The 26,205-nt window shown below is 70.5% G+C and carries 24 protein-coding genes; 12 read left to right on the forward strand and 12 right to left on the reverse strand.

Annotated features, from left to right (window positions below; all coding sequences use genetic code 11):
* The first annotated feature begins 46 nt into the window (after positions 1–46).
* Complete coding sequence (locus K330_RS0101025; RefSeq protein ID WP_022920001.1) at positions 47–1,009, forward strand: L-lactate dehydrogenase; 963 nt, start codon at positions 47–49, stop codon at positions 1,007–1,009.
* Positions 1,010–1,016: 7 nt separating this feature from the next.
* On the opposite strand, the gene K330_RS18270 is transcribed toward K330_RS0101025, so the two are convergent.
* The 3 genes from K330_RS18270 to K330_RS0101040 form a co-directional block, all read right to left on the reverse strand.
* Positions 1,017–2,291, reverse strand: coding sequence for an adenylate/guanylate cyclase domain-containing protein (locus tag K330_RS18270; RefSeq protein ID WP_022920002.1), 1,275 nt, complete (start codon positions 2,289–2,291; stop codon positions 1,017–1,019).
* Positions 2,292–2,356: 65 nt separating this feature from the next.
* Positions 2,357–2,863 (reverse strand): DoxX family protein, encoded by a 507-nt coding sequence (locus tag K330_RS18275; RefSeq protein WP_022920003.1) that lies wholly within the window; start codon positions 2,861–2,863, stop codon positions 2,357–2,359.
* 79 nt (positions 2,864–2,942) lie between these two features.
* The gene (locus K330_RS0101040; protein ID WP_022920004.1) at positions 2,943–3,851 is read right to left on the reverse strand and encodes an alpha/beta fold hydrolase; all 909 of its coding nucleotides are present in this window, start codon (positions 3,849–3,851) and stop codon (positions 2,943–2,945) included.
* 62 nt (positions 3,852–3,913) lie between these two features.
* Here K330_RS0101040 and K330_RS0101045 point away from each other — a divergent pair, with 62 nt between their 5' ends.
* A complete protein-coding gene (locus K330_RS0101045) occupies positions 3,914–4,468 on the forward strand; it encodes a TetR/AcrR family transcriptional regulator (RefSeq protein WP_022920005.1) in 555 nt (184 codons plus the stop codon).
* A 33-nt stretch (positions 4,469–4,501) separates the two neighbouring features.
* Here the strand turns inward: K330_RS0101045 and K330_RS18280 are convergent, their stop codons facing one another.
* The 7 genes from K330_RS18280 to K330_RS18290 all read right to left on the reverse strand — a co-directional run bounded on the left by K330_RS18280 (position 4,502) and on the right by K330_RS18290 (position 12,540).
* Positions 4,502–4,954, reverse strand: coding sequence for a response regulator (locus K330_RS18280; RefSeq protein WP_051145402.1), 453 nt, complete (start codon positions 4,952–4,954; stop codon positions 4,502–4,504).
* Between the two features lie 42 nt (positions 4,955–4,996).
* Positions 4,997–6,340 (reverse strand): sensor histidine kinase, encoded by a 1,344-nt coding sequence (locus tag K330_RS0101055; RefSeq protein ID WP_156875630.1) that lies wholly within the window; start codon positions 6,338–6,340, stop codon positions 4,997–4,999.
* Complete coding sequence (locus K330_RS0101060; RefSeq protein WP_022920007.1) at positions 6,337–6,957, reverse strand: response regulator transcription factor; 621 nt, start codon at positions 6,955–6,957, stop codon at positions 6,337–6,339. Before K330_RS0101060 ends, K330_RS0101055 begins: the two co-directional genes overlap by 4 nt.
* 27 nt (positions 6,958–6,984) lie before the next feature.
* Positions 6,985–7,908 carry an AfsR/SARP family transcriptional regulator gene (locus K330_RS22320; protein WP_022920008.1) on the reverse strand — a complete coding sequence of 308 codons (924 nt, stop codon included), beginning with the start codon at positions 7,906–7,908 and terminating at the stop codon, positions 6,985–6,987.
* A gap of 247 nt (positions 7,909–8,155) precedes the next feature.
* On the reverse strand, positions 8,156–10,318 hold the full coding sequence (locus K330_RS0101070; RefSeq protein WP_022920009.1) for a PKD domain-containing protein: 2,163 nt from the start codon (positions 10,316–10,318) through the stop codon (positions 8,156–8,158).
* Positions 10,319–10,384: 66 nt separating this feature from the next.
* The gene (gene lepB, locus K330_RS0101075) at positions 10,385–10,840 is read right to left on the reverse strand and encodes a signal peptidase I (protein WP_022920010.1); all 456 of its coding nucleotides are present in this window, start codon (positions 10,838–10,840) and stop codon (positions 10,385–10,387) included.
* 68 nt (positions 10,841–10,908) lie between these two features.
* The gene (locus tag K330_RS18290) at positions 10,909–12,540 is read right to left on the reverse strand and encodes a multicopper oxidase family protein (RefSeq protein WP_229665845.1); all 1,632 of its coding nucleotides are present in this window, start codon (positions 12,538–12,540) and stop codon (positions 10,909–10,911) included.
* A 263-nt stretch (positions 12,541–12,803) separates the two neighbouring features.
* Between K330_RS18290 and K330_RS18295 the strand changes: the two genes are divergently transcribed.
* The 8 genes from K330_RS18295 to K330_RS23485 all read left to right on the forward strand — a co-directional run bounded on the left by K330_RS18295 (position 12,804) and on the right by K330_RS23485 (position 22,136).
* On the forward strand, positions 12,804–14,696 hold the full coding sequence (locus K330_RS18295) for a bifunctional copper resistance protein CopD/cytochrome c oxidase assembly protein (protein WP_051145403.1): 1,893 nt from the start codon (positions 12,804–12,806) through the stop codon (positions 14,694–14,696).
* Between the two features lie 166 nt (positions 14,697–14,862).
* Positions 14,863–15,783 (forward strand): phosphatase PAP2 family protein, encoded by a 921-nt coding sequence (locus K330_RS18300; protein WP_022920013.1) that lies wholly within the window; start codon positions 14,863–14,865, stop codon positions 15,781–15,783.
* Between the two features lie 5 nt (positions 15,784–15,788).
* Positions 15,789–15,947, forward strand: a complete 159-nt coding sequence (locus K330_RS23480) for a hypothetical protein (protein WP_156875631.1) — start codon at positions 15,789–15,791, stop codon at positions 15,945–15,947.
* A gap of 110 nt (positions 15,948–16,057) precedes the next feature.
* A complete protein-coding gene (locus K330_RS0101100; RefSeq protein WP_029202175.1) occupies positions 16,058–17,521 on the forward strand; it encodes a protein adenylyltransferase SelO in 1,464 nt (487 codons plus the stop codon).
* Positions 17,522–17,654: 133 nt separating this feature from the next.
* Positions 17,655–18,227 (forward strand): hypothetical protein, encoded by a 573-nt coding sequence (locus tag K330_RS0101105; protein ID WP_040657528.1) that lies wholly within the window; start codon positions 17,655–17,657, stop codon positions 18,225–18,227.
* Between the two features lie 428 nt (positions 18,228–18,655).
* The gene (locus K330_RS0101110; RefSeq protein ID WP_022920017.1) at positions 18,656–19,438 is read left to right on the forward strand and encodes an alpha/beta fold hydrolase; all 783 of its coding nucleotides are present in this window, start codon (positions 18,656–18,658) and stop codon (positions 19,436–19,438) included.
* A 448-nt stretch (positions 19,439–19,886) separates the two neighbouring features.
* Positions 19,887–21,254, forward strand: coding sequence for an AAA family ATPase (locus K330_RS23060; protein WP_169448438.1), 1,368 nt, complete (start codon positions 19,887–19,889; stop codon positions 21,252–21,254).
* 147 nt (positions 21,255–21,401) lie between these two features.
* Positions 21,402–22,136 (forward strand): hypothetical protein, encoded by a 735-nt coding sequence (locus K330_RS23485; protein WP_156875633.1) that lies wholly within the window; start codon positions 21,402–21,404, stop codon positions 22,134–22,136.
* Between the two features lie 478 nt (positions 22,137–22,614).
* Here K330_RS23485 and K330_RS0101120 read toward each other — a convergent pair whose 3' ends face one another.
* On the reverse strand, positions 22,615–23,835 hold the full coding sequence (locus K330_RS0101120) for a hypothetical protein (RefSeq protein ID WP_156875634.1): 1,221 nt from the start codon (positions 23,833–23,835) through the stop codon (positions 22,615–22,617).
* A 590-nt stretch (positions 23,836–24,425) separates the two neighbouring features.
* On the opposite strand from K330_RS0101120, the gene K330_RS0101125 reads away from it, so the two are divergent.
* Together K330_RS0101125 and K330_RS0101130 are read left to right on the forward strand one after the other, a co-directional pair.
* The gene (locus tag K330_RS0101125) at positions 24,426–24,626 is read left to right on the forward strand and encodes a DUF6191 domain-containing protein (protein WP_022920020.1); all 201 of its coding nucleotides are present in this window, start codon (positions 24,426–24,428) and stop codon (positions 24,624–24,626) included.
* Between the two features lie 226 nt (positions 24,627–24,852).
* Positions 24,853–25,347 (forward strand): GNAT family N-acetyltransferase, encoded by a 495-nt coding sequence (locus tag K330_RS0101130; RefSeq protein WP_022920021.1) that lies wholly within the window; start codon positions 24,853–24,855, stop codon positions 25,345–25,347.
* Between the two features lie 169 nt (positions 25,348–25,516).
* Here the strand turns inward: K330_RS0101130 and K330_RS0101135 are convergent, their stop codons facing one another.
* Positions 25,517–26,200: a uridine kinase family protein gene (locus K330_RS0101135; RefSeq protein ID WP_022920022.1), complete on the reverse strand. Its 684-nt coding sequence runs from the start codon at positions 26,198–26,200 to the stop codon at positions 25,517–25,519.
* Positions 26,201–26,205 lie beyond the last annotated feature (5 nt).

Below are 26,205 nucleotides of genomic sequence, written 5' to 3' on the forward strand. Positions count from 1 at the left end.
GCTCAACTGTAGGGCCGCGAACCTGGGAGTAGGCCACACTGTCCCCATGACCCAGCCTGCCGTCCCCGCTCCCCCGGACGTCGCCGTCGTCGGTGCGGGCGCCGTCGGGGCCACGATCGCCTACACCGCCCTGGTCCGCGGCAGCGCCCGGCGGGTCGCCCTGCACGACATCGACCGGGGCAAGCTCGAGGCCGAGGTGCTCGACATCAGCCACGGGCTCTCCTTCACCCCGATGGGCTCGATCGAGGGCAGCGACGACGTCGAGGTATGCCGTGGCGCACGCGTCGTCGTGGTCACCGCCGGCGCCAAGCAGAAGCCGGGCCAGACCCGGATGGACCTGGCCGCGAGCACCGTCGCGCTGACCCGCAGCATCATGCCGCGCCTGCTCGAGGTCGCCCCCGACGCGGTCTACGTCATGGTGACCAACCCGGTCGACGTCGTGACGACCGCCGCGCTGCGCCTCACCGGCCTGCCGCCGCAGCAGCTCTTCGGCTCGGGCACGGTGCTCGACTCCTCCCGGCTGCGGCACGCGATCGCCACCCGGGTCGGCGTCGCGGTGCAGAACGTGCACGCCTACGTCGTCGGCGAGCACGGAGACACGGAGTTCCCGCTGTGGAGCTCGGCCAGCCTGGGCGGTGTGCCGATCCGTGACTGGTCGCGCATGCACGGCGGCGCGCTCGACGAGCAGGCGCGGGCCCAGATCGCCGACGAGGTGGTCAACGCCGCCTACCGCATCATCGCCGGCAAGGGCGCCACCAACTACGCGGTCGCCCTCGCCTGCTGCCAGATCGTCGAGTCGGTCCTGCGCGACGAGCGCCGGGTCCTGCCGGTCTCCACGATGCTCGAGGGCGAGTATGGCGTGGACGGGGTCTGCCTGTCGGTCCCGACCGTGGTCGGCGCCGGTGGCGCGATCGAGCGGCTCTCGGTGCCGATGTCGGACGCCGAGCAGGAGCAGCTGCGGCGCAGCGCCTCCTCGATCCGGGCGACCGCGGAGCAGGTCGGCGTCTGAGGTCGGCTCACCCCTCGAGCAGGAAGGTCTCCATCAGGCCCTTGCCCTTGACCTCGACCGTGCCGCGGGGCCGCACCTCGAAGTCGCCGCGCAGGAGCTCCGCCGCGCGGGCGGTGACCTGGATCTGCCCCGGCTCTGCGAGGGACTGCATCCGGCTCGCGGTGTTGACCGTGTCGCCCCACAGGTCGTAGCTGAACCGGCGGCGCCCGATGACCCCGGCCACGACAGGCCCGGTGTCGATCCCGATCCGGACCCGCAGCCAGCCCTCCCCCGTCGCCGCCGCGACGGCCGCGATGTCCTCGCGCATGGCCAGGGCCAGCCGGGCCACGGCCTGCACATGGCCCGCCCGCGCCTCCGGCGCGCCGGCGACCACCATGTAGGCGTCGCCGATGGTCTTGATCTTCTCCGCCCCCTCGGCGTCGACGCGTCGGTCGAAGGTGGTGAAGACCCGGTCCAGGAGGGCCACCAGGTCCTCCGGTGCCGTGCCGCGGGCGTGCTCGGTGAAGCCCACGAGGTCGGCGAAGAGGACGCTCACGCTGTCGTGCCGGTCGGCGATGATGTCGGTGGTGGTCTTGAGACGGGCGGCGATCGGGGCCGGAAGCACGTTGAGCAGCAGCCGCTCGGAGCGCTCCCGCTCGGTCTCCAGCGCGCGGTGGGCGCGTGCCCGCTGCTCCACGAAGTAGGCGAGCATCACGTAGGCGCTGACCGTGACCCCGAAGACGTTGAGCACGAAGAACCCGGTCACCACGCCGCGGGGCAGGCCCGCGGCATACCCGACGAGGACGGGGTCGAGCACCGCCAGGAGCGTGACCTCGGCGAGGTAGGCGACGAGCCAGGCCACCGAGGACCGCACCCCCAGGAGCGCGAGCGCCGCCAGCGGCACGAAGAGCCCCCACAGGACCATGGCGCTGGAGGCGACGAACCCGCCCAGCGAGGCCTGGAGCAGGGCCGGCAGCACGAGCATCGTCAGCAGCTGGGAGCGACGGAAGCGCTCGAAGCGACGGGTGCGCACCAGCACGACCAGGCCCGCCGCGGTCACCACCTGGTAGAGCGCCGGGATGGCCGCGGAGCGGGGGTGGCCGAAGGCCAGGTAGGTGCCGACCCAGACGAACGCCAGCAGCGCGATGAGCACGGACGCCAGGACCAGGGTGCCGGCGCGCAGCCGCTCGTCGCGGGACTGGTCCGCACGCCCGCCCAGGTCGGCGAGCCGGGTGACCAACGTGGCGACCCGCGCCCGCATCCCCGCCGGCACGCCAGCCCTGTCCTGCACGGCCCCGGCCATGCCTCGATCCTGGCACTGTCGAGGCGCAACCGGGGCGAGACCGGGGCCGACGGGGACGGCCGACCCTAGCGGTCGTCGTCGGTCCGCAGCCGTGCGCCGAGGGCGTGCGCCGTCACGACGAGCGCACCGGCGACCAGGACGATGTCCTTGAAGACGTACTGCCCGGCCAGGGTGGGCCCGCCGTCGGACCACATCTGCTCGGGGAAGAGGACCAGCGGCGACATGATCCCCACCATCGCGCCCGCCAGGACCAGCAGCCCGAGGCGCACGAACCGCCCGGTGAGCAGCGTCAGCCCGATCACGGTCTCGGTCAGCGCGGTCAGCAGCAGGGCGTCGGGGCCGGAGACGAGCCCGAAGGTCAGCTCGGTGACCGTCGCGACGGCGAGGTCCTCGGCCGGGCTCGCCCCCGCGACGAACTTCGCCGAGGCGAAGGCCAGGAAGACCAGGCCGAGGCTGACCCGCAGCGCCGTGACGCTGTGGGCCGCGAGCACGGCGGTGACCTGGTCGAGGACGTGGTGGGCCGCCGTGCGAAGGGTGCCGGTGGTGGTCGGACGTGCTGCGGTGCTGGACATGGTTTCTCCCCCTGTGTGGCATAGATCACGTGCCTGTTCAGAGGGCCGGGCGGCGCGGCTGATACATCGCCGGCCCGGGTCAGGCCGCGCGCTCGAACCAGTCCAGGGCCAGCTCGCTGACGGCGGCCGGAGCGTCGTCGGTGATGAAGTGGGCCGCGTCGTCGACGAAGGCGAACTCGAGGCGGTCGGCATACCGCTCCGGGCGGCGGCAGATGCGCTCGAGGTTGTCCTGGGACCACGGCCGGTCCTGCCTGCCGTAGACGACGAGCGTCGGCACCGTGAGCATGCGCCGCCGGTAGGCGCCGCGCACCATCTGCAGCGCCTCCGGCACCACGAGGCCGCGCAGCAGCGGGCGGACCGCGGCGTCGACCTCGGGCCGGCCCATCGGAGCGAGGTGCGCCTCGACGGTGGCCTGCGACATCGGGCGGGCGACGTAGCGCGGGGAGAAGACGTGGCGCAGCGAGGCATGCGGGCGGTGCCAGACGAGCCGGGGCAGGTGGAAGAACCCGGACGTGATCCGCGGGCTGTATCTCATGAAGGCCGGCGGCACGGCCAGCTGGACCGCGGTGCGGACCCGCTCGGGGTGGTCGTAGGACAGGTGGAAGGCGGTGATGGTGCCCATGTCGTGGGAGACCACGTGGGCGCGCTCGACGCCGAGGGCGTCCAGCAGGGCGATCACGTCGTGCAGACGGGTATGAGGCTCGACGCGAGGGTCGTCGGCCACCGTCCACCCGGCGCCCCGCAGGTCGGGGCAGATCGCGCGGTAGCCCCGGGCGGCGAGCGTCGGGGCCACGGCGTGCCACTGCCACCAGTGCTCGGGGAAGCCGTGCAGCAGCAGCACCGGCTCCCCCTCGCCGATCGTCGCGACGTGCTGCCGCAGACCGGGCGTCTCGACGATGTGGTGCTCGAAGCCCGGGGCCGGCGGCAGCGGCGGTGACCACGTCGTGGGCTCGACGGGCGGGGTGGTCCGGGGCTCGTGCGTGGTCATGGCGACCCCTCCAGGAGGTGCAGATACTATGGTCATAGTAAAACTGCCGGAGGGGGTTGTCCATGCCTGCACCGACGCAAGAGCGTGCGCTCGCGGCTGCCGTGCAACTGCTCGGGGCCCGCGGCGTCCGCGCCCTGACCCACGCCAGGGTCGACGAGCAGGCCGGGCTGCCGGCCGGCTCGACCTCCAACTGGTTCCGCACCCGCCGGGCCATGCTCGCGGGAGTCTGCGACTGGATCGCCGAGAGCGAGCGGGCGGACCTGGAGCCGGCGTCGATGCCGCAGATCTCGACGGTCGAGGAGCTGGTCGAGGGCCTGAGCACCGTGGTCGAGCTGCAGACCGGGCCGTTCGCCACCCGCACCCGGGCCCGCTACGCCCTCTTCCTCGAGCTGGCCGACGACCCGGAGCTCGGCGCGCCCCTGCGCCTCCAGCGTCACGAGTTCGAGCGCTGGATGGACCACATCGTGGTCACCGTCGGCCTGCCCGACCCGGTGCCGGCGGCCCGCGCCCTCATGGCGCTGGCCGACGGCCTGCTGCTGCACCGGCTCACCGTCGACCCCGACCTCGACGCCCGCCCGGTGATCGAGCGAGCCGTGCGCGCGCTCGCTCGGCCCTGACCCCCGTGCTGGGTGCCGGTCGGGCCCGGAGGCTCAGGACGGGTCGGTCAGCTCGACCGACACGGGCGGGGTGCCGCGCATGGCCCTGCGCACCGCGCACACGACCGACCGGGGGTCGGCGTCCTTGAGCACGAACCCGAAGGCGCCGGCGGCCAGGGCGGCCCGCACGAGGCGCTCGTCGGCGAAGGCGGTCAGCATCACCACCTTGGCCTGCGGCCAGTCGGCGACGATGCACGTGGTCGCCTCGATGCCGTTCATGACGGGCATGGCGATGTCCATGAGCACGATGTCGGGCCGCTCCCGCAGGACCACCACGGCCCCTGCCCTGCCGTCCGGGGCCTCCCCGCACACCTGCACGTCGGGCTCGGCCCCCAGCGCGGCGCTCAGCCCCATCCTGATCATCGGATGGTCGTCGACGACGACGACCCGGGCCGCGGGCCCCGTCAGCGGAGCACAGTCGCGGTGCGCAGCCACGTCGACGTCCATGCCTCACCCTAGCCAGCGGGGCCTTGCGTGGACCTTGTGCCTTCAGACGAGGACGCGGTCGGGCCGGAAGACCACCACGAGCTCGGTGCCGCCCTCGGCGGCCCGCCCCAGCGTCAGCCCGCCGTCGAGGTCGGAGACGGCCTCCTCCAGGAGGGCCAGCCCGAAATGGTGGTCCGACTCCTCGTCGGGCTGGCGCACGCTCCGGTCCGGCCCGGAACCGGCCCCGTCGTCCCAGACCCGCACCCGGACCTGGGAGTCCTGCCCCGCGACCTCGACCCGGGCGTGCTCGGCGTGGCTGTGCTTCAGCACGTTGCGCGCGCCCTCGAGCGCGACCCGGTAGACCAGCGCGCGCGCCGACGTGCTCAGCGACTCGACGTCGCAGTCCAGGTGGGCGGTCGTCGCCACGCCTCGCTCGCTCATCCGGGAGGCCAGGCCGTCCAGCGCCTCGCGCAGGCCGTCGCCGCGCAGGTCGACCGGCCGGATGTCGGCGATCATGCCCCTGATGGTCGCGATGTCACGCTGCATGGTCTGCTGGATCTGGGTCAGCAGCGGCTGCGCCTGCGACTCCGCCGGCAGGGCCTGCCCCAGCATCGGCAGGACGTAGCCGATCCCGGACAGGTCCTGGACCACGCCGTCGTGCAGGTCCTCGCTGAGCCTGCGGCGCTCGAGCCGCGACGCGTCGAGGGCGTGCCGCGTCAGCCGGGCCCGGTCGCGCTCGACCCGTCGGGCCGTGGACAGCGTCAGAGGCAGGATCAGCAGCGCGAAGAGCAGCAGCGAGCCGAGCGTGGCCGGCAGCAGCAGCCTCATCACCTGTGCCTGGCTCTCCCGCAGGTGGGAGGTCGGCCAGTACCACTCCATGACGAACGGCCGGCCGTCGGCATCGACCCCCGAGGCGTAGACCTCGAGGACGAGGTCCTCCTCCCCGCCGCCGGCGTGGGTCTCCCGGGAGAAGTGGGAGACCGTGCCGGTGGTGCCGATGAGCGCTCGGACCTCGGCCGAGAGAGGCTCGGTCGTGCCGACCGCGGCGGGGTCGGCCGACCAGATGACCGTCCCGTCGGGGTCGTAGACCGCGGCGTGGCTGATGGAGTCGTCCAGCAGGCGGTTGCGCAGCGCCTGGACCAGGGGGCTGCTCGCCAGGTCCTCCATGGTCGAGGCGTCGAGGGCCGGGCCCGCGATCACCCGCGTGAAGGTGAGCGTGCGGTCCTCGGCCTCCCGGGTCGCCACGGCACGCGCCACCGCGTTGGCCATGACGGCCGTCACCATCGCCACCACGACCAGGCTGATGCCGCCCAGCAGCAGGAAGCGGGTCATCGCCTGCCGGACGACGGACCGTTCCTTCTCGGACCGCGTCGGCTCCGGCGGGCCCGGGCGAGAGGTGGCGCTCACCATCGGCCGACCCTCAGCAGACCTCGCGCCACCGCGGTGGACACGGCCTCCTGGGCGGTCGCGGCGCCCAGCGCCGTGAGCACGGCCTGCACCTGTCGGCGGGCCTGGCGCAGGTCCACGCCGAGCTCGGAGGCCACACCGTCCTCCCCGAGTCCGGCGGCCAGCAGCCGCAGCACCGCGCCGTCGTCGGCGGTGAGACCGGCAGCCGCCAGGCGGTGCTCGGGCTGCTGCACCTGCGGTATGCCGTGCCCGCTGACGAACGAGCCGCGGACGGACTGCCGGATCAGCTGGAGCAGCCCGTCGATCTGGCCGTCCTTGGCGGCGAGCGCGCTGACGCCGGCAGCAGCGGCACGTTGGACGAGGCGCGGGTCGGCGAAGGCGGTGAGGACGATGACGCGGGTCTGCGGCAGCTCAGCCAGCAGCTCCCGCGCTGCGGCGATGCCGTCCCCGTCACCGAGGCGCACGTCCATCACCACCACGTCGGGGGCCAGCTCGCGCCCTTTCGCCAGGGCCGCCGCCGCGTCGTGGGCGACGCCCACGCACTCCAGGTCCGGCTCGGCAGACAGCGCCGTGGCGAGCAGCTGCACGACGAGCTGGTGGTCGTCGACCAGCAGCACCCTCTGCCTCCCGCCGTCCACGGCCGGCTAGCCCCGCGCTGCTGCGGCCCTGCCGCCATGACCCCAGCGGGACAGCGCGGCGGACGCGGCGGCCGCCAGCTCGGTGTCGAGGGCGGGTGCGCGGACGCCGGGCGTGAGGTCCAGGGCGCCGCGCAGCAGCTGCAGCAGCAGGCGCAGGTGCTCGGCGTCCACGCCGTCCTCACCCTCGGGGCCCTCGTCGCGCAGGATCGTCAGGTAGAGCTCGCGGGCCTCGGGCCCGGGCCGCTCGCCGAGCTCCTCCAGCAGGGTCTCCTGCAGCTGCAGGAACTCCCGGATCGCGTCGGCGCGCCGGCCCGCCCACCAGTAGGCCCGCATCAGCTGGACCGCGGCCTCCTCTGACGCCGGACGGACGCCCAGGGCACGTCGGGCTGCGGTGACCCCCAGCGCCAGGTCACCGGCGACGAGGGCGACGCGAGAGGTGCGCAGGCACAGCCCGTACTCCGTCCGGCTCCAGCCCGCCCGCGCCTCCTCCGCCCACTGCGCGTAGGGCTCGTCCTCGAGCAGCGCGCCCGAGGCGACCTCGAGCGCGGCGGAGGCGATGCGCACCGCGGTCGTGGCGGGCTCGACCTCGGCACGGGCGGCGAGGGTCCGGGCGGTGTCCAGGTCCACGCCGACCCGCTCGGGGTCGAGCACGTAGCCGGCCGGTGTCGTCGCCAGCGCCGAGGACCGTCCCGGGCCCAGGCCCGCCCTGCGTCGCAGCACGCACACGTCGCTGTCGAGCGTCTGCTGGTAGGAGCGGGGAGGGTCGTTGTCCCACAGGGTCTCGGCCAGCCGGTCCTTGGCGACCGGATGACCCGGCTGCAGGGCCAGGAGGGCCAGGATGCGGCCGTGCTTGCCCGTCAGGCGGACCTCCGCACCCGTTGCCGGGACGACCCTGGTCGGTCCGAACAACCGCACCTGCACCACCGTCATGGCGGCTCCCCTCTGCCTCCTCCGGGCTACCCGACCGGAGGTAAAGAAAGCGTAAAGCCCGCAGCCGTCACGCGTACAGATCTGGGCCTCAAGTCGCAGAGCGAGTTCTGCCCTGCGGGATACGCCACGGCGCGAGCGACCGGGGTGCGCGGGCAGCCGAGAGGGCCGTGGTCCAGGGGTGTGACCACGGCCCTCTCCTTCAGCTCGCGAGCGCGGTGTCCCTCCCGGCCCGGGCTGCTGCGAGCGGCTAGCGCCGCTGGATCGCTGCCACCGTCGACCCTCCGCGGGTGGACTCGACGAGCACCTGGGTGGCGGTGCCCGGGCTGACCCCGCCGCGGACCCGCACGGTCCAGTCACCCGGGGTGCCGGGGGTCACCGGGGCGCTGACGACGCTCTCGCCCACGAGGGCGCCACGGCTGCCGTCGGCGTTGCGCAGGTAGACCCGCACGGTGTTGACCGAGGTGATCGACGCCGTCCCGGCGACCCGCCACTCGCCCTTGTCGGCGCGGTACTGCGCCGAGCTGACGGTCAGCACGTCGGCGATCTGGCTGACGCTCACCCGGGTGGTGGCCGTCACGCCGTCGGCGTTGGTCACGGTCAGCTCGAAGGCGAGGGCCTCGGTGGTGGAGGGCATCGCGAAGGTGAAGGACGGTGCCGACGCGTCGAAGGTGACGGGGGTGCCGGCGGTCTGGGTCCAGGAGTGGCTCACGGCGTTCTGGCTCCCGGTGCCGGAGACCGTCACGGTCTGCCCGACGGCCGCGGAGGTGGGCGTCGCGGTCGCGGTGGCCACCGGCTCGGGAGCCGGCGGGCGCTCGGTCAGCACCTCGATCCCGAACGATGAGGTCGTGCTGGTCTGGCCGTCCGGTCCGGTCGCGGTGAGCCGGAACGTCAGCAGCCCGCCCCCGTCCGGTGCCGTGAAGGTGACAGCCTCGTTCGTCGCCCCGTGGACGCCGACGTCCGTGCCGCCGGTCTGCTCCCACAGCAGGCTGTCGGCGTTGAGCGAGGCGCTGGTCAGGGTGACCTCGTCGCCCACGACGGTCTGCACGGGCCCGGAGATCGCTGCGATCGTCGCCGCGCGCTCACCGGCGGCGCCGCCGCCGACGGTCACCGGGGCCTGGTCCGTGCCGCCGCCGGAGGAGGAGACGGAGACGGTGGCCGGCGGAGCGCTCGTCTGCATGGTCACGGTCCCGTCGACGAGGGCGACGGGGTCGCCCGCCCCGGAGAGGGTGAGCGTCGGCGGGTCGACCTCGTCGGTCGAGCTCGCCGAGACGGTGAGCGTGTCGGTGCCGGTGTCGTAGGTGGCCTCGGTGATCGTCACACCGTCGGTGACCGTCATCGACCGGGTGGCGACCGGGTCGTCGCCCTCGTTGGTGAAGGTGACGGTGCCGGGCGTGGTGGACCCCAGCGGGACCCGGCCGAAGTAGCGGCCGCCGTCGGCGTCCAGGGTGGTCCTGCTCAGGCCCGACCCGGAGACGCTGATGGACTTGCCGGCGTCGGTCGTGGCGAAGACGTCGAGGTAGCGGCCGTCCGCGGTCTCGACGAGGGTCGCCGCCTGCGGGTCGATGCCGGAGTTGGTCGACACCTTGCCCATGAGGGTGAACTGGTCGGTCGAGGCCACGAGGACCCTCTCGCCGGTGTCGAGCAGCTGCTCGACCTGGAAGAGGTTGGTGTCGTAGGGGCTGCCGGTCACGGTGGTCGGGGTGCCCGGGTCACCGACGTAGGTGCCCTTGTCCGTGGTCACCAGACCTCCGGTCGAGACGAGGAAGGGGTTGATCCGCGACCGCAGAGCCAGGCCGAAGTTGCCCGGCGCGGGGGTGATGTCCTCCACGTAGCGGTAGTCCTCGAAGTCCGTGGACGTCACCGTGAAGGTGTCCTCACCGTAGGGGTGGGTCACCACGTAGGTGCCCGGCCCGGGGAAGTCGATGTCGAAGCGCTGGCGGCCGAAGACCACCTGGTCCCCGTCCACGGTCCCCTCGTTGGCCATCGTCGCCTCCAGGCCGCTGGTCAGGATGGCGCTGCCTCCGCCCGGCATGTCCAGGCTCGCGCCGGCCAGGAAGTAGAAGGACTCCAGCGGCCAGTTGTCCGGGAAGCTGACCGGCCCGTCCGGGTCGGGCATCTCCCCGCGCAGGAACGCCGGGTCGCAGTAGGGGTCCTCGATGTCGAGGCACTGCTGCAGCCGCAGGCCGGTACTGTCCTCGTACCAGGTCGGGTAGCCGTGCTCACCGCTGATCGGGCCGAACGCGGCGAGCTGGGTGGGGTTGGGCTTGGTCACCTCGGCGATGGCGACGCCGGCGCCGGTCGCCAGCAGCGCGGTCGCGGTCGCGACGGAGACGAGGCGGCGGCGTGCGTGCCGGGACGGCGGGGGCAGGTGCCGACCCCGGCGGCCCTGCGGGAGCGTGGTGGTGGTCATGATCTCTCCTTCGAGTGATGACGTGCGATGTTCTTGGGTATGGCGTGCTGGTGGACCGGGCGGTGCTCAGGGGTCGATCACCCGCCCTCGCACCGCCTCCAGGGGGACCGGTCCGTAGGTCCTGGAGTCGATCGAGTCGAACCGGTTGTCGCCGAGGACGAACACCTCGTCCTCGCCGACGACGACGGGTCCGAAGAAGACCCCGTCGAGGGTCCGCAGGTCGACGTAGGGCTCGTGCACCGGCTCGCCGTCGACGTGCAGGACCGCGTCCTCGATGCGGACGGTGTCGCCCTCGAGCCCCACGACCCGCTTGATGACCGGGCCGTCTGGGCTGTCGAAGAGGACGAGGTCCTGGTAGCCGGGGTCCTCCCAGATCGGGGTGAGGCGGTCGACCAGCACCGTGGAGCCCTCCGGGAGGGTCGGCGCCATCGAGTCGGACACCACCTCGAAGGGCGTCACCACCCAGGTGCGCGCCGCGAGGACGACGGCCAGCAGGAGGACCGAGCCCAGCGCCCACCGCATACCGGTGGATCGTGCGTGCCCCCCGGCCCGGGCGGGCGGACGCGCCCGCCCGGCCACGAGGACCGCGCTCACAGCTCCTCCGGGTAGGTGTCGAGCCACGGCTTGGCCGCCGAGATCGGGTCGTGCGGGTCGGGGGCGCCGGCGGCCAGACCCACCCGGAACTGGCCCATCATGTCGTGGTCCTCGTGCGGAAGGTTGTGGCAGTGGACCATGTAGCGGCCGGCCCGGTCGAAGCGCATGAGCACCCGCACCTTCTCGTCCGGTCCCACGTAGGCGACGTCCTTGGGGCCGCGCTCGTAGGCGAACGGCGGCCGGCCGTTGCGGCTGACGATCTGGAAGTCGACCAGGTGGACGTGCAGCGGGTGGAACCACCCGCCGGAGCTGGTGTGCAGGTCCCACATCTCCACCGCGTGCAGGGCCGGGTCGGCCAGGACCTTGGTGTAGCCGCTGGCGATGACGTCCTGCCAGGTCGTCCCGTTGATGTTCCAGACGTTGGTGACGTCGCTCTTCTTCAGCTGCAGGTAGCGGGTCTTCACGCTCTGCGACGGCGTCAGGCTCATGACGTCGCTGCCGGTGAGGGTGGTGGGGATGGTCCGCCAGGTCGGGTCGTAGGTGTCCACCGGGTCGTCGGTGACCTGGAAGGCCATGATCTTGTTGGTGTGGTCGAAGTCCACGTTCTTGGGGTTGGAGGAGTTCATCAGCCGCACCTGGGTGCCCGGGGCGTAGCGGCTGAAGTCGACGAGGAACTCGTAGCGCTCGGCCGGCGCGTGCCGCCACGTGGTCACCGCCTGCGTGGTGGGCATGAGGCCGCCGTCGGTGCCGACCATGTGCACGGCGTCGCCGGTGCTGAGGTAGGGCCGGTAGGAGCGGCTGATCGAGCCGTTGAGCAGCCGGAAGCGGTAGACGCGGCGCTTGACGTTCATCACCGGCCAGGGCTGGCCGTTGACGAGGATGACGTCGCCCCACAGGCCGGAGTGGTCCTTGTCGTCGAAGCGGGCGCGGCCGTCGGCCTCGAACATGATGTCCGAGAGCGTCAGGGGCACGTCGTACTCCCCCTGGGGCAGCAACGCCCGCTCGACCTCGTCGCGGATGTGGTACTGCGCCGCCAGGCCCGAGTAGACGTTGCGGGTCGTCAGGTGGGTGGCGTGGTCGTGGTACCAGATGGTCCGCGCCGGCTGGTCGTTCTCGTAGACGTAGTCCTTGCAGAAACCCGGGATGGTGCGGTCGTCGGCGTAACCGTCGAACTCCGGCAGCGAGGCGTGGCCGTGCAGGTGGGTGGAGAGCACCAGCCCGCTCTCGTGCGAGTGCTCCAGGCCCTCGGGGTGCTGCACGCCGTAGAGCTTGTTGCGCACCCTCAGGTGGACGCGGGTGCCGCGCTCGACGGAGATGGTGGGGCCGGGGACCATGCCGTTGTAGCCGATGACCGGCGTCGGCAGGTTCGGCAGGATCTGCGCCGTGCCGACCCTGGCCGAGACGGCATACCTCTCCACGCGCACGCCCTCGTCCCAGCTGACCTCGTAGGGGGCCAGCGTGGGCAGCGGCCGCAGGGCCGCGCGGAAGGCCCGGGGGAAGTTGCGGTCCGACAGCCCGCTGGCGGACTTGGTCAGGACCTCGTTGCCGAGCGGGCGGGTGAGCCCCGTGTAGCTCATGACTCCCAGCGCGCTGAGGCCGGCGGCCGTCAGGACGCTCCGTCGCGTCATGTCCATGATGTATCTACCCCTGTCGTGCTCAGACCATCTGCGGATGAACGTCCTGGGCAGTGACTCGCAGGTCACGGGCTCGTCACTGGAAGGACACCCACGACTCTCGCGCCTGCGCCTTGCGCGAACCTTGCGTCCGGCCCTCGCCCGCGCCCCGCTCGCGGGAGGACCGTCCTCCAGGCTCTCGACCGGCGGCGCGGACCGCCCTACGATTCAGGTCCAGGTCGGCCTCTCCCGGGTCGGCTCGACACTGCGGAGGGGCCGTGGACGGACGTGCGCCAGCCGCCGTGCTGGCCCTGGTCAGCGCGCTCGCCGTCGCCGTGTGGGCCACCGGGGCCGCCGAACCGCCTCCGCTGGGCGACCCGGGCGCGGCCGTGCGGTGGGGCCTGCCCGTCGTCACCGGGCTGGGCAGGGGTGCGGCGGCGCTGACCGTCGGGGCGCTGGTGCTGTGCGTGGCCCTGGTCTCCCCCACCGGTCAGGCCGGGCTGTGGGGGGCGCTGCGCCGTGTCGCGAGCCTGGCCGCGGGAACGTGGTTCGTGCTGCAGGCGGCCCAGCTGGTCCTCACCTTCCGGGACGTCCTGGGCGGGGCGCGCCTGTCGGCGCCGGCGCAGCAGGTCGGCGCGTTCCTGGACCTCGGCGCCGGCCGGACGCTGGTCGCCGCCACGGTCCTCACCGCCCTGGTCGCGGTCGCGACGCTCGTGGCGCGTCAGCCGGGCGAGACCCTCGTCGCGCAGCTGCTCTGCGCGGCCGCCCTCCTGCAGCTGGCCGGGACGGGGCACACCGGCGGCACGGCCGCCCACGGTGCCGCCGTGCTGGGCCTGTGGCTGCACACGCTCTCGGCGTGCGTCTGGGTCGGGGGCCTGGCCGCGCTGGTCCTCGTGGTCGCCCGGCGCCGTCGGCTGCGCGACGGTGCCGCAGCAGAGTCACCCGACCTGTCCGTGCTCGCCGGTCGTTACTCCGCCGTGGCGGCCTGGGCCTTCGTGGTCCTCGCCCTCTCCGGGGTTTTCAGCCTCGCGGTGCGCGTCGACGCACCGTCCGAGGTCCTCGGCACCGCCTGGGGGCGGCTGCTCCTCGTCAAGGTCGTGCTGCTGGGGGTGCTGGGGTCGTTCGGCGCCCTGCACCGGCGCCATACCCTGCCCCTGCTGCGGCGCGGGCGCCCCGGCGCCTTCCGCCGGCTGGCGGCTGTCGAGGTGCTGGTGATGGCGTCGGTGCTGGGGATGTCCTCGGCGCTCGCCCGCACCCGGCCGCCGCACTCCGAGGCACCTGTGGACGACTCGGTGGTGGCCCTCACCGGGTATGCCGCTCCCCCGGCGCCGTCGGTGCTCAGCGCCGTGACCGAGCTCCGACTCGAGCCCGTCACCCTGCTGCTGGCCGGCTCGTCGCTGGTGGTCTACCTGCGCTGGGTCCGCCGGGTGCGGGCAGCCGGCGTCGCCTGGCCGCGCCACCGGACCCTCGCTGCCGTCGTCGGTGCCGTGGGCCTCGCGTGGGTCACCAGCGGAGGGCTGGCGGTCTACGGGTCGGTGCTGCTGGGCGCGCACCGTGCCCAGCTGCTCCTGGTGCTCGCCGTGCTGCCGGTCCTCTACGTCGCCGCTGCGCCCGTCACCCTCGGGCTGCAGGCGCTGCCGGTCCGCGACGACGGGTCGGTCGGGCCGCGCGAGTGGCTGCAACGGGCAGCCGAAAGCGCGGTGGTCGCCGTGCTGACCCGGCCCCTGGTGGCCGGTGCGCACGCCGCGGCCGCCCTCACGGTCACCCTCCTCCCGCCGGTGCGGGGGCTGCTGCTGGCCAGCGACGTCGCGAGCGTGATCGCGCTGCTCTACCTGACCGCGGTCGGTGTGCTGCTCGCGGTCGCGCTGGGGCGGCCGGGCGCGCAGTCCGAGGAGCCCCTGGGTGCCCGGCTGCTCGCGGTGCTGCCCCTCGTCGCCTCCTGCGTCGTGCTCGGGCTGCAGCTGCGGACCAGCACCGTCCTGGTGGAGCCCGGCTACTACTCCCGGCTCGCCCTCCCCTGGGTCGACAACCCGCTCGTCGCGCAGCGGACCGCAGGCCTGGTGATGCTGGCCCTCGGCGGGGTGAGCGCGCTCGTGCTGGCCTGGCTCGCGGTCCGGAGCCGGAGGGCGACGGTCGACCGCGAGCCCGGGGTGCCGGTCGCCTCTCCGTGAGGAGCCTCGGGTCGCGGTTCCGTGAGGAGCCCTCGGCCGGTGCCGGGCACCGTCCGGCGCGCGACGAGGCAGTGTGGTCCCTACGGTTGTCAGACCCTCACCCCTTCAGGGTCGCCCCTGCCCGGGCGGCCCGTCCCGGTGAGGCCGGCAGGGGAAAGGTGCAGCCATGGGAGCGACGGACGGACGTCGCGCGAGCCGCGCTGTCGACGAGGGGGTGCGCGGCGAGCTGGCCGAGGACCGCCACCTCGGCGGCCGCGACCTGACCCGGTGGTCCAGCCGCCCGGGTCGGTGGCTGGCGTGGCTCGCCGAGCAGCTCGGCCGGGTGCTGGGCTCCCGGCAGACGCTCGTGCTCGTCCTGGCCCTGGGTGCGTCCGTCGCCGCCTTGATGACCTGGCTGGCGTCGGAGACCTACGAGGCCGTCGTCGACGCCGACGGCGTGGCCCTGCTGGACGAGCCGCTGCTCGAGGCCAGCGTCGACCTCCGGTCGGGATGGCTGGACTCCTCCGTCACCGCGTTCACCGACGTCGGCGGCGTCGTGGGCATGCCGGTGCTGGCGCTGTCGGTCATGACGCTGCTTGCCGTGCGCCGGCGGTCGTGGACTCCGGTGATCCTCATCGTCGCCGCGGGGACCGGCTCGTTGCTGATGACCGTCGCCGGCAAGGACCTCGTCGGACGCGCCCGCCCTCCGCTGAGCAGTGCCGTCCCGCCCTTCGAGCACTCGCCCTCGTTCCCGTCGGGTCACACGCTCAACGCGGTGGTCATCGCGGGGGTCGTGGCCTACCTCCTCCTCCTGCGCCAGCGGTCAGGCAGAGCCCGCGTCCTGACCGTCGTCGTCGCGGCGCTCTTCGCGCTCGCGATGGGGCTGAGCCGGGTGTTCCTGGGCCACCACTGGTTCACCGACGTCGTGGCGGCGTGGGGGTTGGGCCTGGCCTGGCTGGCCGTCGTCGTCACCGCGCACCGGCTCTACCTCACCGCGCGAGAACGCACCGGTGCGCAGGAGCCGTCCAGCCGCGGCTCGGCGGGTGCGGACCACGAGCCCGCGGGAGGGCTCACCACCGCACGCAGCGGGGACGGGGAGACAGCGTGACGGGGATGCGCACCAGGGCGGCGCGGCTCGGCACCGCCCTGCCGGTCATGGGCCTGCTCACCCTGACCCTGCTCCTCGCCGACGGCGGGCTGCGCGGCGTCCCGGTCATCCGCGACCACCATGCGTTCAGGACGGCATGCGCCGGGGCGGGCTACGAGTTCTGAGCGGCGCCGACCCCGTCGAGCTGAAGGTTCCTCTCCTCCGACGCGGGGCACGCCGTGTCACCCGTCGCCTCGGCTGTGCCCGCTCACGGGACCTGACCTACGCTCAATGAGTGAGTGTCGAGTCTCGTCCGGTGGTGTCCTTCGACGACCAGTTCGCCCAGGAGCTGGCGGAGCTGGCCGTCCCCTGGCAGGCCGACGAGGCCGCAGACCCGCGGCTGCTGGCGCTCAACGAGCCGCTGGCGGTCGAGCTCGGCCTGGACCCCTCGTGGCTGCGCACCCCCGAGGGCGTGCGCCTGCTGGTCGGGAACCAGGTCCCCGCCGGCGCCACCCCGGTGGCGCAGGCCTACGCCGGGCACCAGTTCGGGGCCTACTCCCCCAGGCTCGGCGACGGGCGGGCGCTGCTGCTCGGCGAGCTCGTCGACGCGGCGGGGCGTCCTCGGGACGTCCACCTCAAGGGCTCGGGTCGCACACCCTTCGCCCGCGGCGGTGACGGCCTGGCCGCCGTCGCCCCGATGCTGCGGGAGTATGTCGTCAGCGAGGCGATGCACGCCCTGGGCATCCCGACGACGCGCTCGCTGGCCGTGGTGGCCACCGGGCGCTCGGTGCAGCGCGAGACGCGCCTGCCCGGAGCGGTCCTCACGCGGGTGGCGTCGAGCCACCTGCGCGTGGGGACCTTCCAGTACGCCCGTGCCACCGGCGACGTGGACCTCCTGCGCCGCCTCGCCGACCACGCCATCGGTCGCCACCACCCGGACGCAGCCCAGGCGCGGAGCCCCTACCTCGCGCTGCTCGACGCCGTGGTCGCGAGCCAGGCCGAGCTCGTCACCCGGTGGATGCTGGTGGGGTTCGTCCACGGGGTGATGAACACGGACAACATGACGATCTCCGGCGAGACCATCGACTACGGCCCGTGCGCTTTTCTGGAGGCCTACGACCCGGCGACGGTCTACAGCTCGATCGACACGGGCGGGCGGTATGCCTACGGCAACCAGCCGGCCGTCGCGCAGTGGAACCTCGCCCGCCTCGCCGAGGCGCTGCTCCCCCTCCTGCACCACGAGGAGGAGCAGGCGGTCGAGCTGGCGGTGAGCTCGCTCGAGCGGTTCGCCATGTCATACAGCGCAGCCTGGTCGGCCGGTATGAGGACCAAGCTCGGTCTGCCGGGCACGGTCGGCGACGAGGTCCTCGACCCGCTGGTCGCCGAGCTGCTCGCCCTGCTCCAGGAGAGCCGCGTGGACCACACCTCCTTCTTCCGCGCCCTCGGCCGGGCGGCCCAGGGGGACCCCGAGCCGGCACGCAGCATGTTCGTCAACCTGGCCGGCTTCGACGCCTGGGCCCGGCGCTGGCGCGACCTGCACCCGCAGGCCGAGCTGATGGACCGGGTCAACCCCGTCTACATCCCCCGCAACCACCTGGTCGAGGAGGCGCTCGCCGCCGGGACCGACGGGGACCTCGGCCCGTTCTCCCAGCTCGTGGACGCGGTCACCGACCCGTTCCAGGAACGCCGTGGCCTCGAGCGGTATGCAGAGCCGGCGCCTGCGGACTTCGGGCGCTACCGGACGTTCTGCGGGACGTGAGCTGACCTCGGCGCTGACCAGCAGGCCGAGGCACGCCGGGCCGGTGACAGCGCCTCCGGTCAAAGCACGCCACACTTGCGGCGTGGGCCCACGCAAGAGCAGACCACAACCCCAAGAAGGTGCCCGAACCCTGATGACGCGGCTTCGGGCTGTCGCCGCCCTGATGGTCCTCGCGTTGACGGGTTGCACCAGCCTCGGCATGGCCTCCACCGACGGGCCCATCCCCACCCCCGACGACCACGGCTACGGCGGCTTTCCCGTCACCGTCGGCGAGCCGGTCACCGACTACTTCCAGATCTTGTCCAACCACGGTGACAAGCCGGCGCGCATCACCTCGGTCGAGCTCATCGACACCCCCCGCCAGCTAAAGCTGGTCGATGCGCTGATCGGCGGCGAACGCACCGAGAACCGCCAGTTCGAGCCGCAGTTCCCTCCCACGCACAGTTCCGTCGGTCCACTGGTCCCTGCCGAAGGTGCCGTCCTGGAGCCCGAGGCGGCGCAGGAGGCGCGGGGTGTCCCTCTCACCGGCTACGTCCTCGTGATGGGGCTCGAGGCGACAGAGCCCGGCACGTGGGTTCGAGGGGGCTACCGGGTGAGCTACGAGGTCGCCGGGCGCCCCTACGAGCTCGAGGTGGTCGCCGAGGTCACGCTGTGCACCGACGACTTCCTGGAGGCGGACGGCTCCTGCCCCATGGAGGAGAGCTAGGAAAGCCAGACAGCGCCGCAGCCTGGCCATCCCAGGCCGGGCTGGCGGCGGTTCCTGCGACGGGTGCCTGTTTACAAGACATCCAGGCGAAGCACGCTGACCTGCAGATATTGCACGTAACAGGGGCCAGTCGACGGGGTCGTGCAACATACGTGCATCAGTGGTGGCATCCCGCGTCTGCGTCTGACCATGGCCAGGGCGGTCACCTCAACGTCCGGTGACCCCTCCAGCCCGCGGACGGGACTCGGTAAGTCTCACAGGCCCCCTCATGGACATCCTGCGGTCCTCCCAACCGCGGCTGCCGACGAACCATCCGCGGGTGATGACCTGAAACTCTGGTGGGGACGGACGCGTACCGGTTGCACCCCACCTGGACGAGAGCCAAGCACCGGGGTGCGCCGAGGATCACCGCGCATACAGTTCAACCCATGGTGTTGCATCACGTTCGGCGCGGCAGCGGCAGCCCATTGCTGCTCGTACACGGTCTCGGCGCGGGCCTACGCTCCTGGTCCCCGATCATGGACGGGTTGGCCGCGCGACGCGAGGTCATCGCCGTCGACCTGCCCGGCTTCGGCCAGACCCCATCGCTGCCGGGCGAGGTCTCGATCGCCACCCTGACCGACGCGGTCGCGGAGTTCATCCACGAGCAGGGGCTCGGGAAGGTCTCCACCGCCGGGCAGTCCGTGGGTGGCCGGATAGTGCTCGAGCTCGCGCGTCGCGGGGTTGGCGGAGACACCGTCGCTCTGGATCCGGGCGGCTTCTGGACCGACCGCGAACTCGCCGTCTTCGGGGCCACCCTACGGCCCTCTATCAAGCTCGTCGGCGCGCTGTACAAGGTGCTGCCCACCCTGCTGGGCAATCCGGTCACGCGAACAGCGTTGCTGGCGCAGTTCTCCGCCAGACCCTGGGCGCTCTCCGCCGAAACGGTGCTGCCGGACCTGCGCGGGCTGGCAGAGGCGCCGGCGACCGGCCCAGCCATGGACGCCCTGACCAAGGGCCCCAAGCAGGCAGGAGCCCCCGCAGGCACCCTCCCGGGCCGGGCCACCATCGGCTGGGGTCGCCGCGACCTGGTGACCCTGCCCCGGCAGGCCTCGCGTGCCCTAGCGGCCTTCCCGGACGCGGCGCTGCACTGGTTCGAGCGGTGCGGGCACTTCCCTCAATGGGACGCACCAGAGGAGGCCGTCCGGCTCATCCTCAACAACACCCGCTGAGCAGCACCGGCCCAGCCCGGTCCGCACTTCACAACACAACTTTGGCGTTCCGTCATCACCCCTGGGACACGCGTTGAGGGCCGTTCGGCCGGTCCCCTGGCCCCGTACGGGGAGGTCAGCCGTCCGTCAGCGGGGAGTTCGTTTGTGCCCTTACGGGAAGCTGCGATCGCCGCGAGCATGCTGGCCACTTTCCCCTCCCTCGCGGCCACCGAAACGATGCACCCCAGAGGTGCGTCACAGCACTCCCCGCGCTTGGAGACGGAGGGTCGGCCAGACCTTCCCAGGCGCGCGTGACATCACGCATCCGCCGATGAGCGGACCTTGGTTCTGCGCGACAAGAGGCTGATACCAACGGAGAGTAGGTACCTTGCTCGTCGACGGTGCCGCTCGACCACAACTCATGGCTCCGCAGGTAGGGTGCATCCATCACCGCCACAGAGGGAGCCTTATGCGCCAGCTGACCAAGTTCCGAGTAACCGGTCTGCTAGGTCAATTCGACCACACCATCAATTTCTCTCGATCTTCTTCAGTGACAATCTTGTATGGCCCAAACGGTATCGGAAAAACGAAAGTGCTAGATATTATCAACTCGGCATTGCAGCTAGAGTTGGGGAGTCTTTCGCGCATTCCTTTCGAAGAAGCCACCTTAACTTTCGATGACAATCACCACTTGATAGTAGCGAACGCTGGAGATCCAGAGGGGCGGCCTCCCTTCGAAGAAGACCGCGTGCAAGCATGGCTGGCCGCTCTTGATGTAAACTTTACGCTCGTCGCTCCCAATAAGATCAAGCAAGAGTGGTCCCCAAGGCGCGAATTCGAGAATGAATACGGATTGAGGGGAGAGTCCGCAGCTCAAGCGGAAACACTGGCTTTTGAATACTCTCGAGCCGCCGAGCGAGAATATGTTTATGCTCTCGAGCGCAACAGGGCACGCTATCGTCAACGAGACGCGTACGCCGCCTTGCGGCACCGACGACCGGACCTGATGGCACCTCCAGACTGGCTCAGCAACTACTGCGAGGGCGTTGCGTCACACATGATTGAGACGCAGCGCTTAGTTGTCGGAACAGAAACGGAGGAGCCAGGAGGCAAGCGTAGGAATAGGCCCGCAGTTCAAGAGTATCGCGAGGATCTCGCCAAGAACATCAAGGACACATTGGCCGAGAACTCTAAAACAGCAGCACGTCTCGACCGAACGTTTCCGCGACGCATTATGGTTGACACACCGTTAGATGACTCAGTTACGGATGCCGAAATACGCAGTGCATTCGAGACCCAAAGGAAGAAGCGGGCCGCCCTGTCTAGGGTGGGCCTAGCTGACAATGCTGAAGAACTGCCGCTCCCTGATCGGGTCCTAGAACCTCTCGAGCGCAAGGTGCTCTGGACCTACTTGGCGGATATGGACAAGAAGTTGCGAACGTTCGACGCTCTGCTCGCAAGGCTGGAACGGTTCGTCGATATCGTCAATTCGAAGTTTCTCTACAAGGGTATGCAGATCGACCCAGACCTAGGCTTCACCATAAAGACCGCTTCCGGCCGGGCAGTCCCGCCGGACGGACTCTCCAGTGGTGAGCAGCACGAACTGGTTCTTGCGTACAACCTCTTGTTCAAGACAGTGCCCGGGAGTCTAGTGCTCATCGACGAACCGGAAATCTCCCTTCACGTCGTGTGGCAACAGCAATTTATAGCGGACCTAGAAACGATTGCTGAGGTCGTCCCCATGCAGTTCATCATCGCCACGCATTCGCCTCAGGTTATAAACAAGTGGTGGGACCGGGCTATCGCGCTGGAGCCAGACCCCTCACTTTTTGCGTAGGCATACATGCAACTTTTTGAAGAACTAACCTCTGATGACATCTTTGCCTGGATCCTACTAAATCGTAGCGCAGACGCGCGCGGGATTCTCCTGACGGAGAGCGGCTACGATTCTCAGGTCTTCGAAGCACACCTCGAGCCTGAGGAGATGATGAGCATCGCATGTGGCAATAGGATCAAGGCTATCAACGTAGCGACTATGGCTAACATCCAGTCGTTAACGCGCATCTGTGCTGTGGTGGACGCAGACGTTGATGCGTTCCTCGGGACAAAGCTTCCCGATAACGTGTTCTCGACGGACCAAGGTGACATCGAGGCGTGCGCCTTCTTCGGTCCTGCCGGCGGGGCTGTGTTCATGGCTCCTCTTTTTCCACCCGCTAGGTACACGCGTGAAGAAGTAGACGGCATGGTGGATGACATTTCGGCGGTCGCTTTTGCGGTAGGGCGCCTCAGGCTCGATTCTGTCCGCCGTGATTGGAAACTCTCTTTATCCGGTCTGCCTTTCGGAGCCTCGCCCACGCCAGATGCCCTGAATTCGTTTGTAGACATGCACTGGATGGCAGGAATCATTGCGGCGCGGTCACATCCGGACAGCATCTGTGAACGGTGCGTCGATCGTCATTTTAGGAAATCGTTCTCGACCCCCCTGGGTGACCGGGACAGTCGGCTATGCCGAGGCCATGACATAGCCCAATTGGTCGCCATCGCAGTCGCCAAAAGGGGCGGCCCCAGTTTGGCTGGGCGAACTGTGGAGACTTTGCTCAAGGCGGCCCTGCACGCCTGTAGGAATTTTCGGGAGCTCGCCCTATATCGCGATCTGGAGAACTGGGGAGCGAAGGCGGGCGTGACCGTCTGGCACGACGAATGTGCTAATGCGGCATAGACTGAATCACTACAGAGAGTAGCGCGGGTGCACCGGTTGGCCTCCATAGCCGCGGCCATGCTCCTGCTCGCGCCTCTGGCGACTGATCCGGGCTGGACCCGTGTGGCTATGACGGAGGGCGCGCACCAGCGAGTGCGACTGAGGAGCGAAGACCGCACCGTGCGAGTTCTCGCATGAGGCGCTCCGGGCGAGTGCGCTGGGATGTCAAGCAGCCGCACCTGGTCAGTGGCTTGGGCTGGAGACCTGGGCAGGAGACGAACTTCACGATCTCGTGGTTTGACGATGCGGAATCGCAGGCAATATAGCCCTACGCGGGGATACCCGACGACCGCCCTACTGGGGACTGCGTCCGGACGACGTGTAGCAAATCCGCAGCTCCCCCATCCGCTATTGCCGCACTGACGCATGGCTGCAGCTATTACGGCGGTGACCGGGAGGTCCGGAACTGCCACCGGCCGAAGGTGGACACTCGACGGACTCAGGGGCAGGTGCTGCCCTGGGGGAGCCGCGCGAAGATCCAGTCCATCTGCTGCGTGGAGGCGATGATCTGGTCGTCCTCTCCGCCGAGCGGGTAAAGGGTGAGCTCCTCGCCGTTCTCCACATCCCAGGGCGCCTCCCGGTCGGCCAACCGCCAGACTGAGCCGTCGAGCGGGCCGAGGGTCGGGACCTCGCACCCCGGGTCGTCGCGGTAGAGGTAACGCATCGCCTCGTCACCGTGCAACGCGTCGCCGTCCGTGACGAGCGGGGGCTCGGCAGGTATGAGCAGCGTCGGGTCCAGGTGCAGCTGCTCGTCGGTAGCGGTGCTGCCGAGAGCGGACAGGTCGACGTCGACGACAGTGCGCTCCTCCGCGGTGCCGGGATAGGGATCGCGGGCCTCCAACTGCACCCGGAAGGGCCCTTCGGGCAGCAGCTGACGCTCCACCGCCACGACGAACGCGTGCGGGTTGGCGTCGTCGTTGCAGCCGTACACCGCGTTCGGGACCACCAGGTCGGCGTGCAGCAGGTCGCCCTCGACGATCACGCCCTCCATCCGGACCGGGCACCCGCTTCCGTAGACCGCACCGAACCACACGGCGATCTCGCTTTCCCAGTCAACGGTCGAGGGCTCGCCCTCGAGGCCGGCCAGCGCCCACAACTGGTCCAGTTGAGCATCCGTCGTCGCGACCCCCGAGCGGTAGGCCTCGCCCGTCTCGTCCTCCCCGAGCAGACGCCAGCCCTCACCAGCGAGTGGCTGATCCTTTTCCTTAGGTGCATCATCGGCGGGGATGCCTTCGACGCAAAGGGGACGCCCGACGAAGCGGGCCAGGACCTCCTCGGCTTCTGGCGTGATCACCCCCAGGCTGATCTCGGCCACGCCATGATGCGGCATCAGCGCACTCCCGCCGGTGCGCACGCCGGCCTGGTCCAGGGCCGCAGTGACCTCGGTGACGAGCGACTGCAGCTCGCCGACGGTCCAGGGCACCTCCACGACCACGATCCCCTCACCGGGCCAGCGCTCGGCGATCTGCTCAGACATGGCCTCGACGTCGGCGTCCTTGACCCAGACCGTGACCCACCCGTTGCGTTCCCGGTCCAGCCCGACCTCGACGAATCCAGGTTGCGCGGCCGCCCACTCGTGAACGTCCTGGACCAGCTCGTCTGCGTTGCCGTAGACCGGTTCGTCCCGGTAGAGCGACTCGTCGGCCCGAAACTGGGGCACGTCGGCGCACGCCGGGAAGCCGGCAATGCCCTCCGTCGTGACGGCGGGGGTTCCCTCTGACGCCCCTGGCCCTGCCCCCGTCTGCGTCCCACAGGCGCTCACCAGCAGCATCCCCGACAGAAGCGCCCCAGGCCCCACCCGACCAGGTGTTCGCCACCCACGTCGTGCTGACCATGTCCGTCGCACCCCGCACCTCCCTGTGGAGTCCAGTGTGCTGCGCGGAGCCACTCCCGTGGGTTACGCCCAGGTCACGTTCTGCGTACGCGGCTGAACGGCCTGTCCGGGTGGCGCGCCGCCTGATGTGAGGCGAGATGCTTGAAGTCACCACAAGTGATCCCCAAGCAGGGACCACTGACCCCCGCGGGGCGCGACTATGACAAGGGCTGGGTCTACAGGCCCACAACGACGCATGCTTCGAGATCACCGGCGAGTAGCCCAGCGACAAGCATCCGGTCATGCCGCCCGTCGGTTGCCGCCTTGCGCTGGGGTGTTCCGCCGAACACTCCCGGGCCGCCGCGGTGGCATGTTCCTGCGCGCGGCCTCCTTTTCGTTCGTCGGACGCTAAGGTCAGGCGAGGAAGGGGTGGCGCCATGAGCTGGGACGACCTCATCGAGCTGTTCAACCCTGGCCACAAGCACCTGGCCGAAGAACGGGATCGCAAGCGGATCGAGGCTCAGCTGCCCGGTTCGGAGGCCGAGGACGACCCTCATGCTGCTGGGATAGATCTCGAGCGCGGGATCATCTTCTTGCCTACGGCCGAAGAGCACGTTGAGGACGAGCCTTCTCCGTGACACCTCGGCCGCGATCGTTGCAGCCACCCCTACGTCGGCCACCCATCCGACTTTGCCGCTCCGAGTGTTCCTCCCAAGTCGGCGGGCAACATGCTCCATGCGACACCCAGGTCTTCGACCGATGAGTTCTCCGTGAAGCTCGTCACCGTCAACGTTGCCTACGATGGGCCCATGTTCCGTTCCTGATGACAGATCAACAACGCCCATCGACACGAACGGAACAACCATGCCCTCTGACCTGATGACCCTCTCACTCACCGCCTGCTCAACCACTCCCGGCGGCATCGACGCCGTCGAGCTCCGAGGCATCCAGACGTCTGATCGCGACGCCCTAGCCACCGCCTATCTCGCGGCATACCCGCCCGCTGTCGCGGCCACCAGCCTGAGCGACGCCCAGCAAGAGATGGACGACACCTTCGCCGGCGAGTTCGGCGTCCTGCGCCACGACCTCACCCGGGTCGCCACCTTCGAGAACCGACCCGTTGGTGCGATCCTGGTGGTAGATAAGTCGATCTGGGACCCCCAACTGGACGGACCCTTCATCATCGACCTTTTCGTACATCCCGACGTGCGAGGCATGGGCGTCGGCCGAGCCCTGCTCGACACCGCGGTGCACGCCTGCGCGCGGGCCGGGGATGCCACCCTCTCGCTGCGCATCGGCGAGGGCACTTCCCCAGCGGCTCTCGCGCTCTACACCCAAGCAGGGTTCCAGCAAGACTGACAGCGCGGTCCGAGTGGCGCTCCACACGGTCGGCCACTCGGACTGCGCCTTGCGCCCGTGGCCTGGTAGCAACCTCCCTACCTCGGTCAAACACATCCGCTCATGCCGCGTGGAGGACGGCTGCGCTCGTCCGACTTTGCCGCGTTGGCAGATGCGGGGGCACCTACCATCAGAGCCACGGGTTGTTCGAAGGTGCAGGCGCTACGGCGAACTGCCCCTCATCGAGGTCGATGGTTGGGGAACCGGCAACCACCAGGCAGGCCCGCTCCCACGGACGTTGCTCGGCAAGAAACCGCACTTCATGTGCCATCCACTCGTGCCAGAACGCGATCGTCTGCTCGCGATCCCCGTTCACACCCTGGGCCATGTCGCGAGCGATCCCCCGCCGCTCGGCCTCCTGAAAGTCCGACTGCACCCAGATCGAGGCATCAACGAAGTGCTCGAACTCGCGTTGGCTTGCGCCGACGCCCTCGATGACGACCAAGTCCACCTCCGCGGCAACCTCGATCACGCCTTCGCGTCCATGCAGCCCCCACGCCGGCGGCTGAAACCGCACACCCTCCCCACGGTGCAGTGTCACCAGGATCTCCTCGCGCAGCATATGCCCCCAGGCGAAGAACGGCTCATGCCAGGCCAGGTCATCCGTGTGGACGACCGCAGAACGGGCGACGGCACGCTTCAGCTCAGCAGCCAGCGTCGACTTACCTGAGGCTCCCCTGCCGTCCACGGCAACGATCTGCGGCCGACCCAGCGGCTGCCCGGCCACCTGTAAAACGTGATCGACCAGCTCGGCAGTGTCGAGGGCCCGCCAAGGCCCCGCAGCGGGTTCACCCTCGAGCAAGGTCATGGTCATGACCC

This window comes from Ornithinimicrobium pekingense DSM 21552, from assembly GCF_000421185.1.
In the GTDB taxonomy this organism is placed as follows: Bacteria; Actinomycetota; Actinomycetes; order Actinomycetales; family Dermatophilaceae; genus Ornithinicoccus; species Ornithinicoccus pekingensis.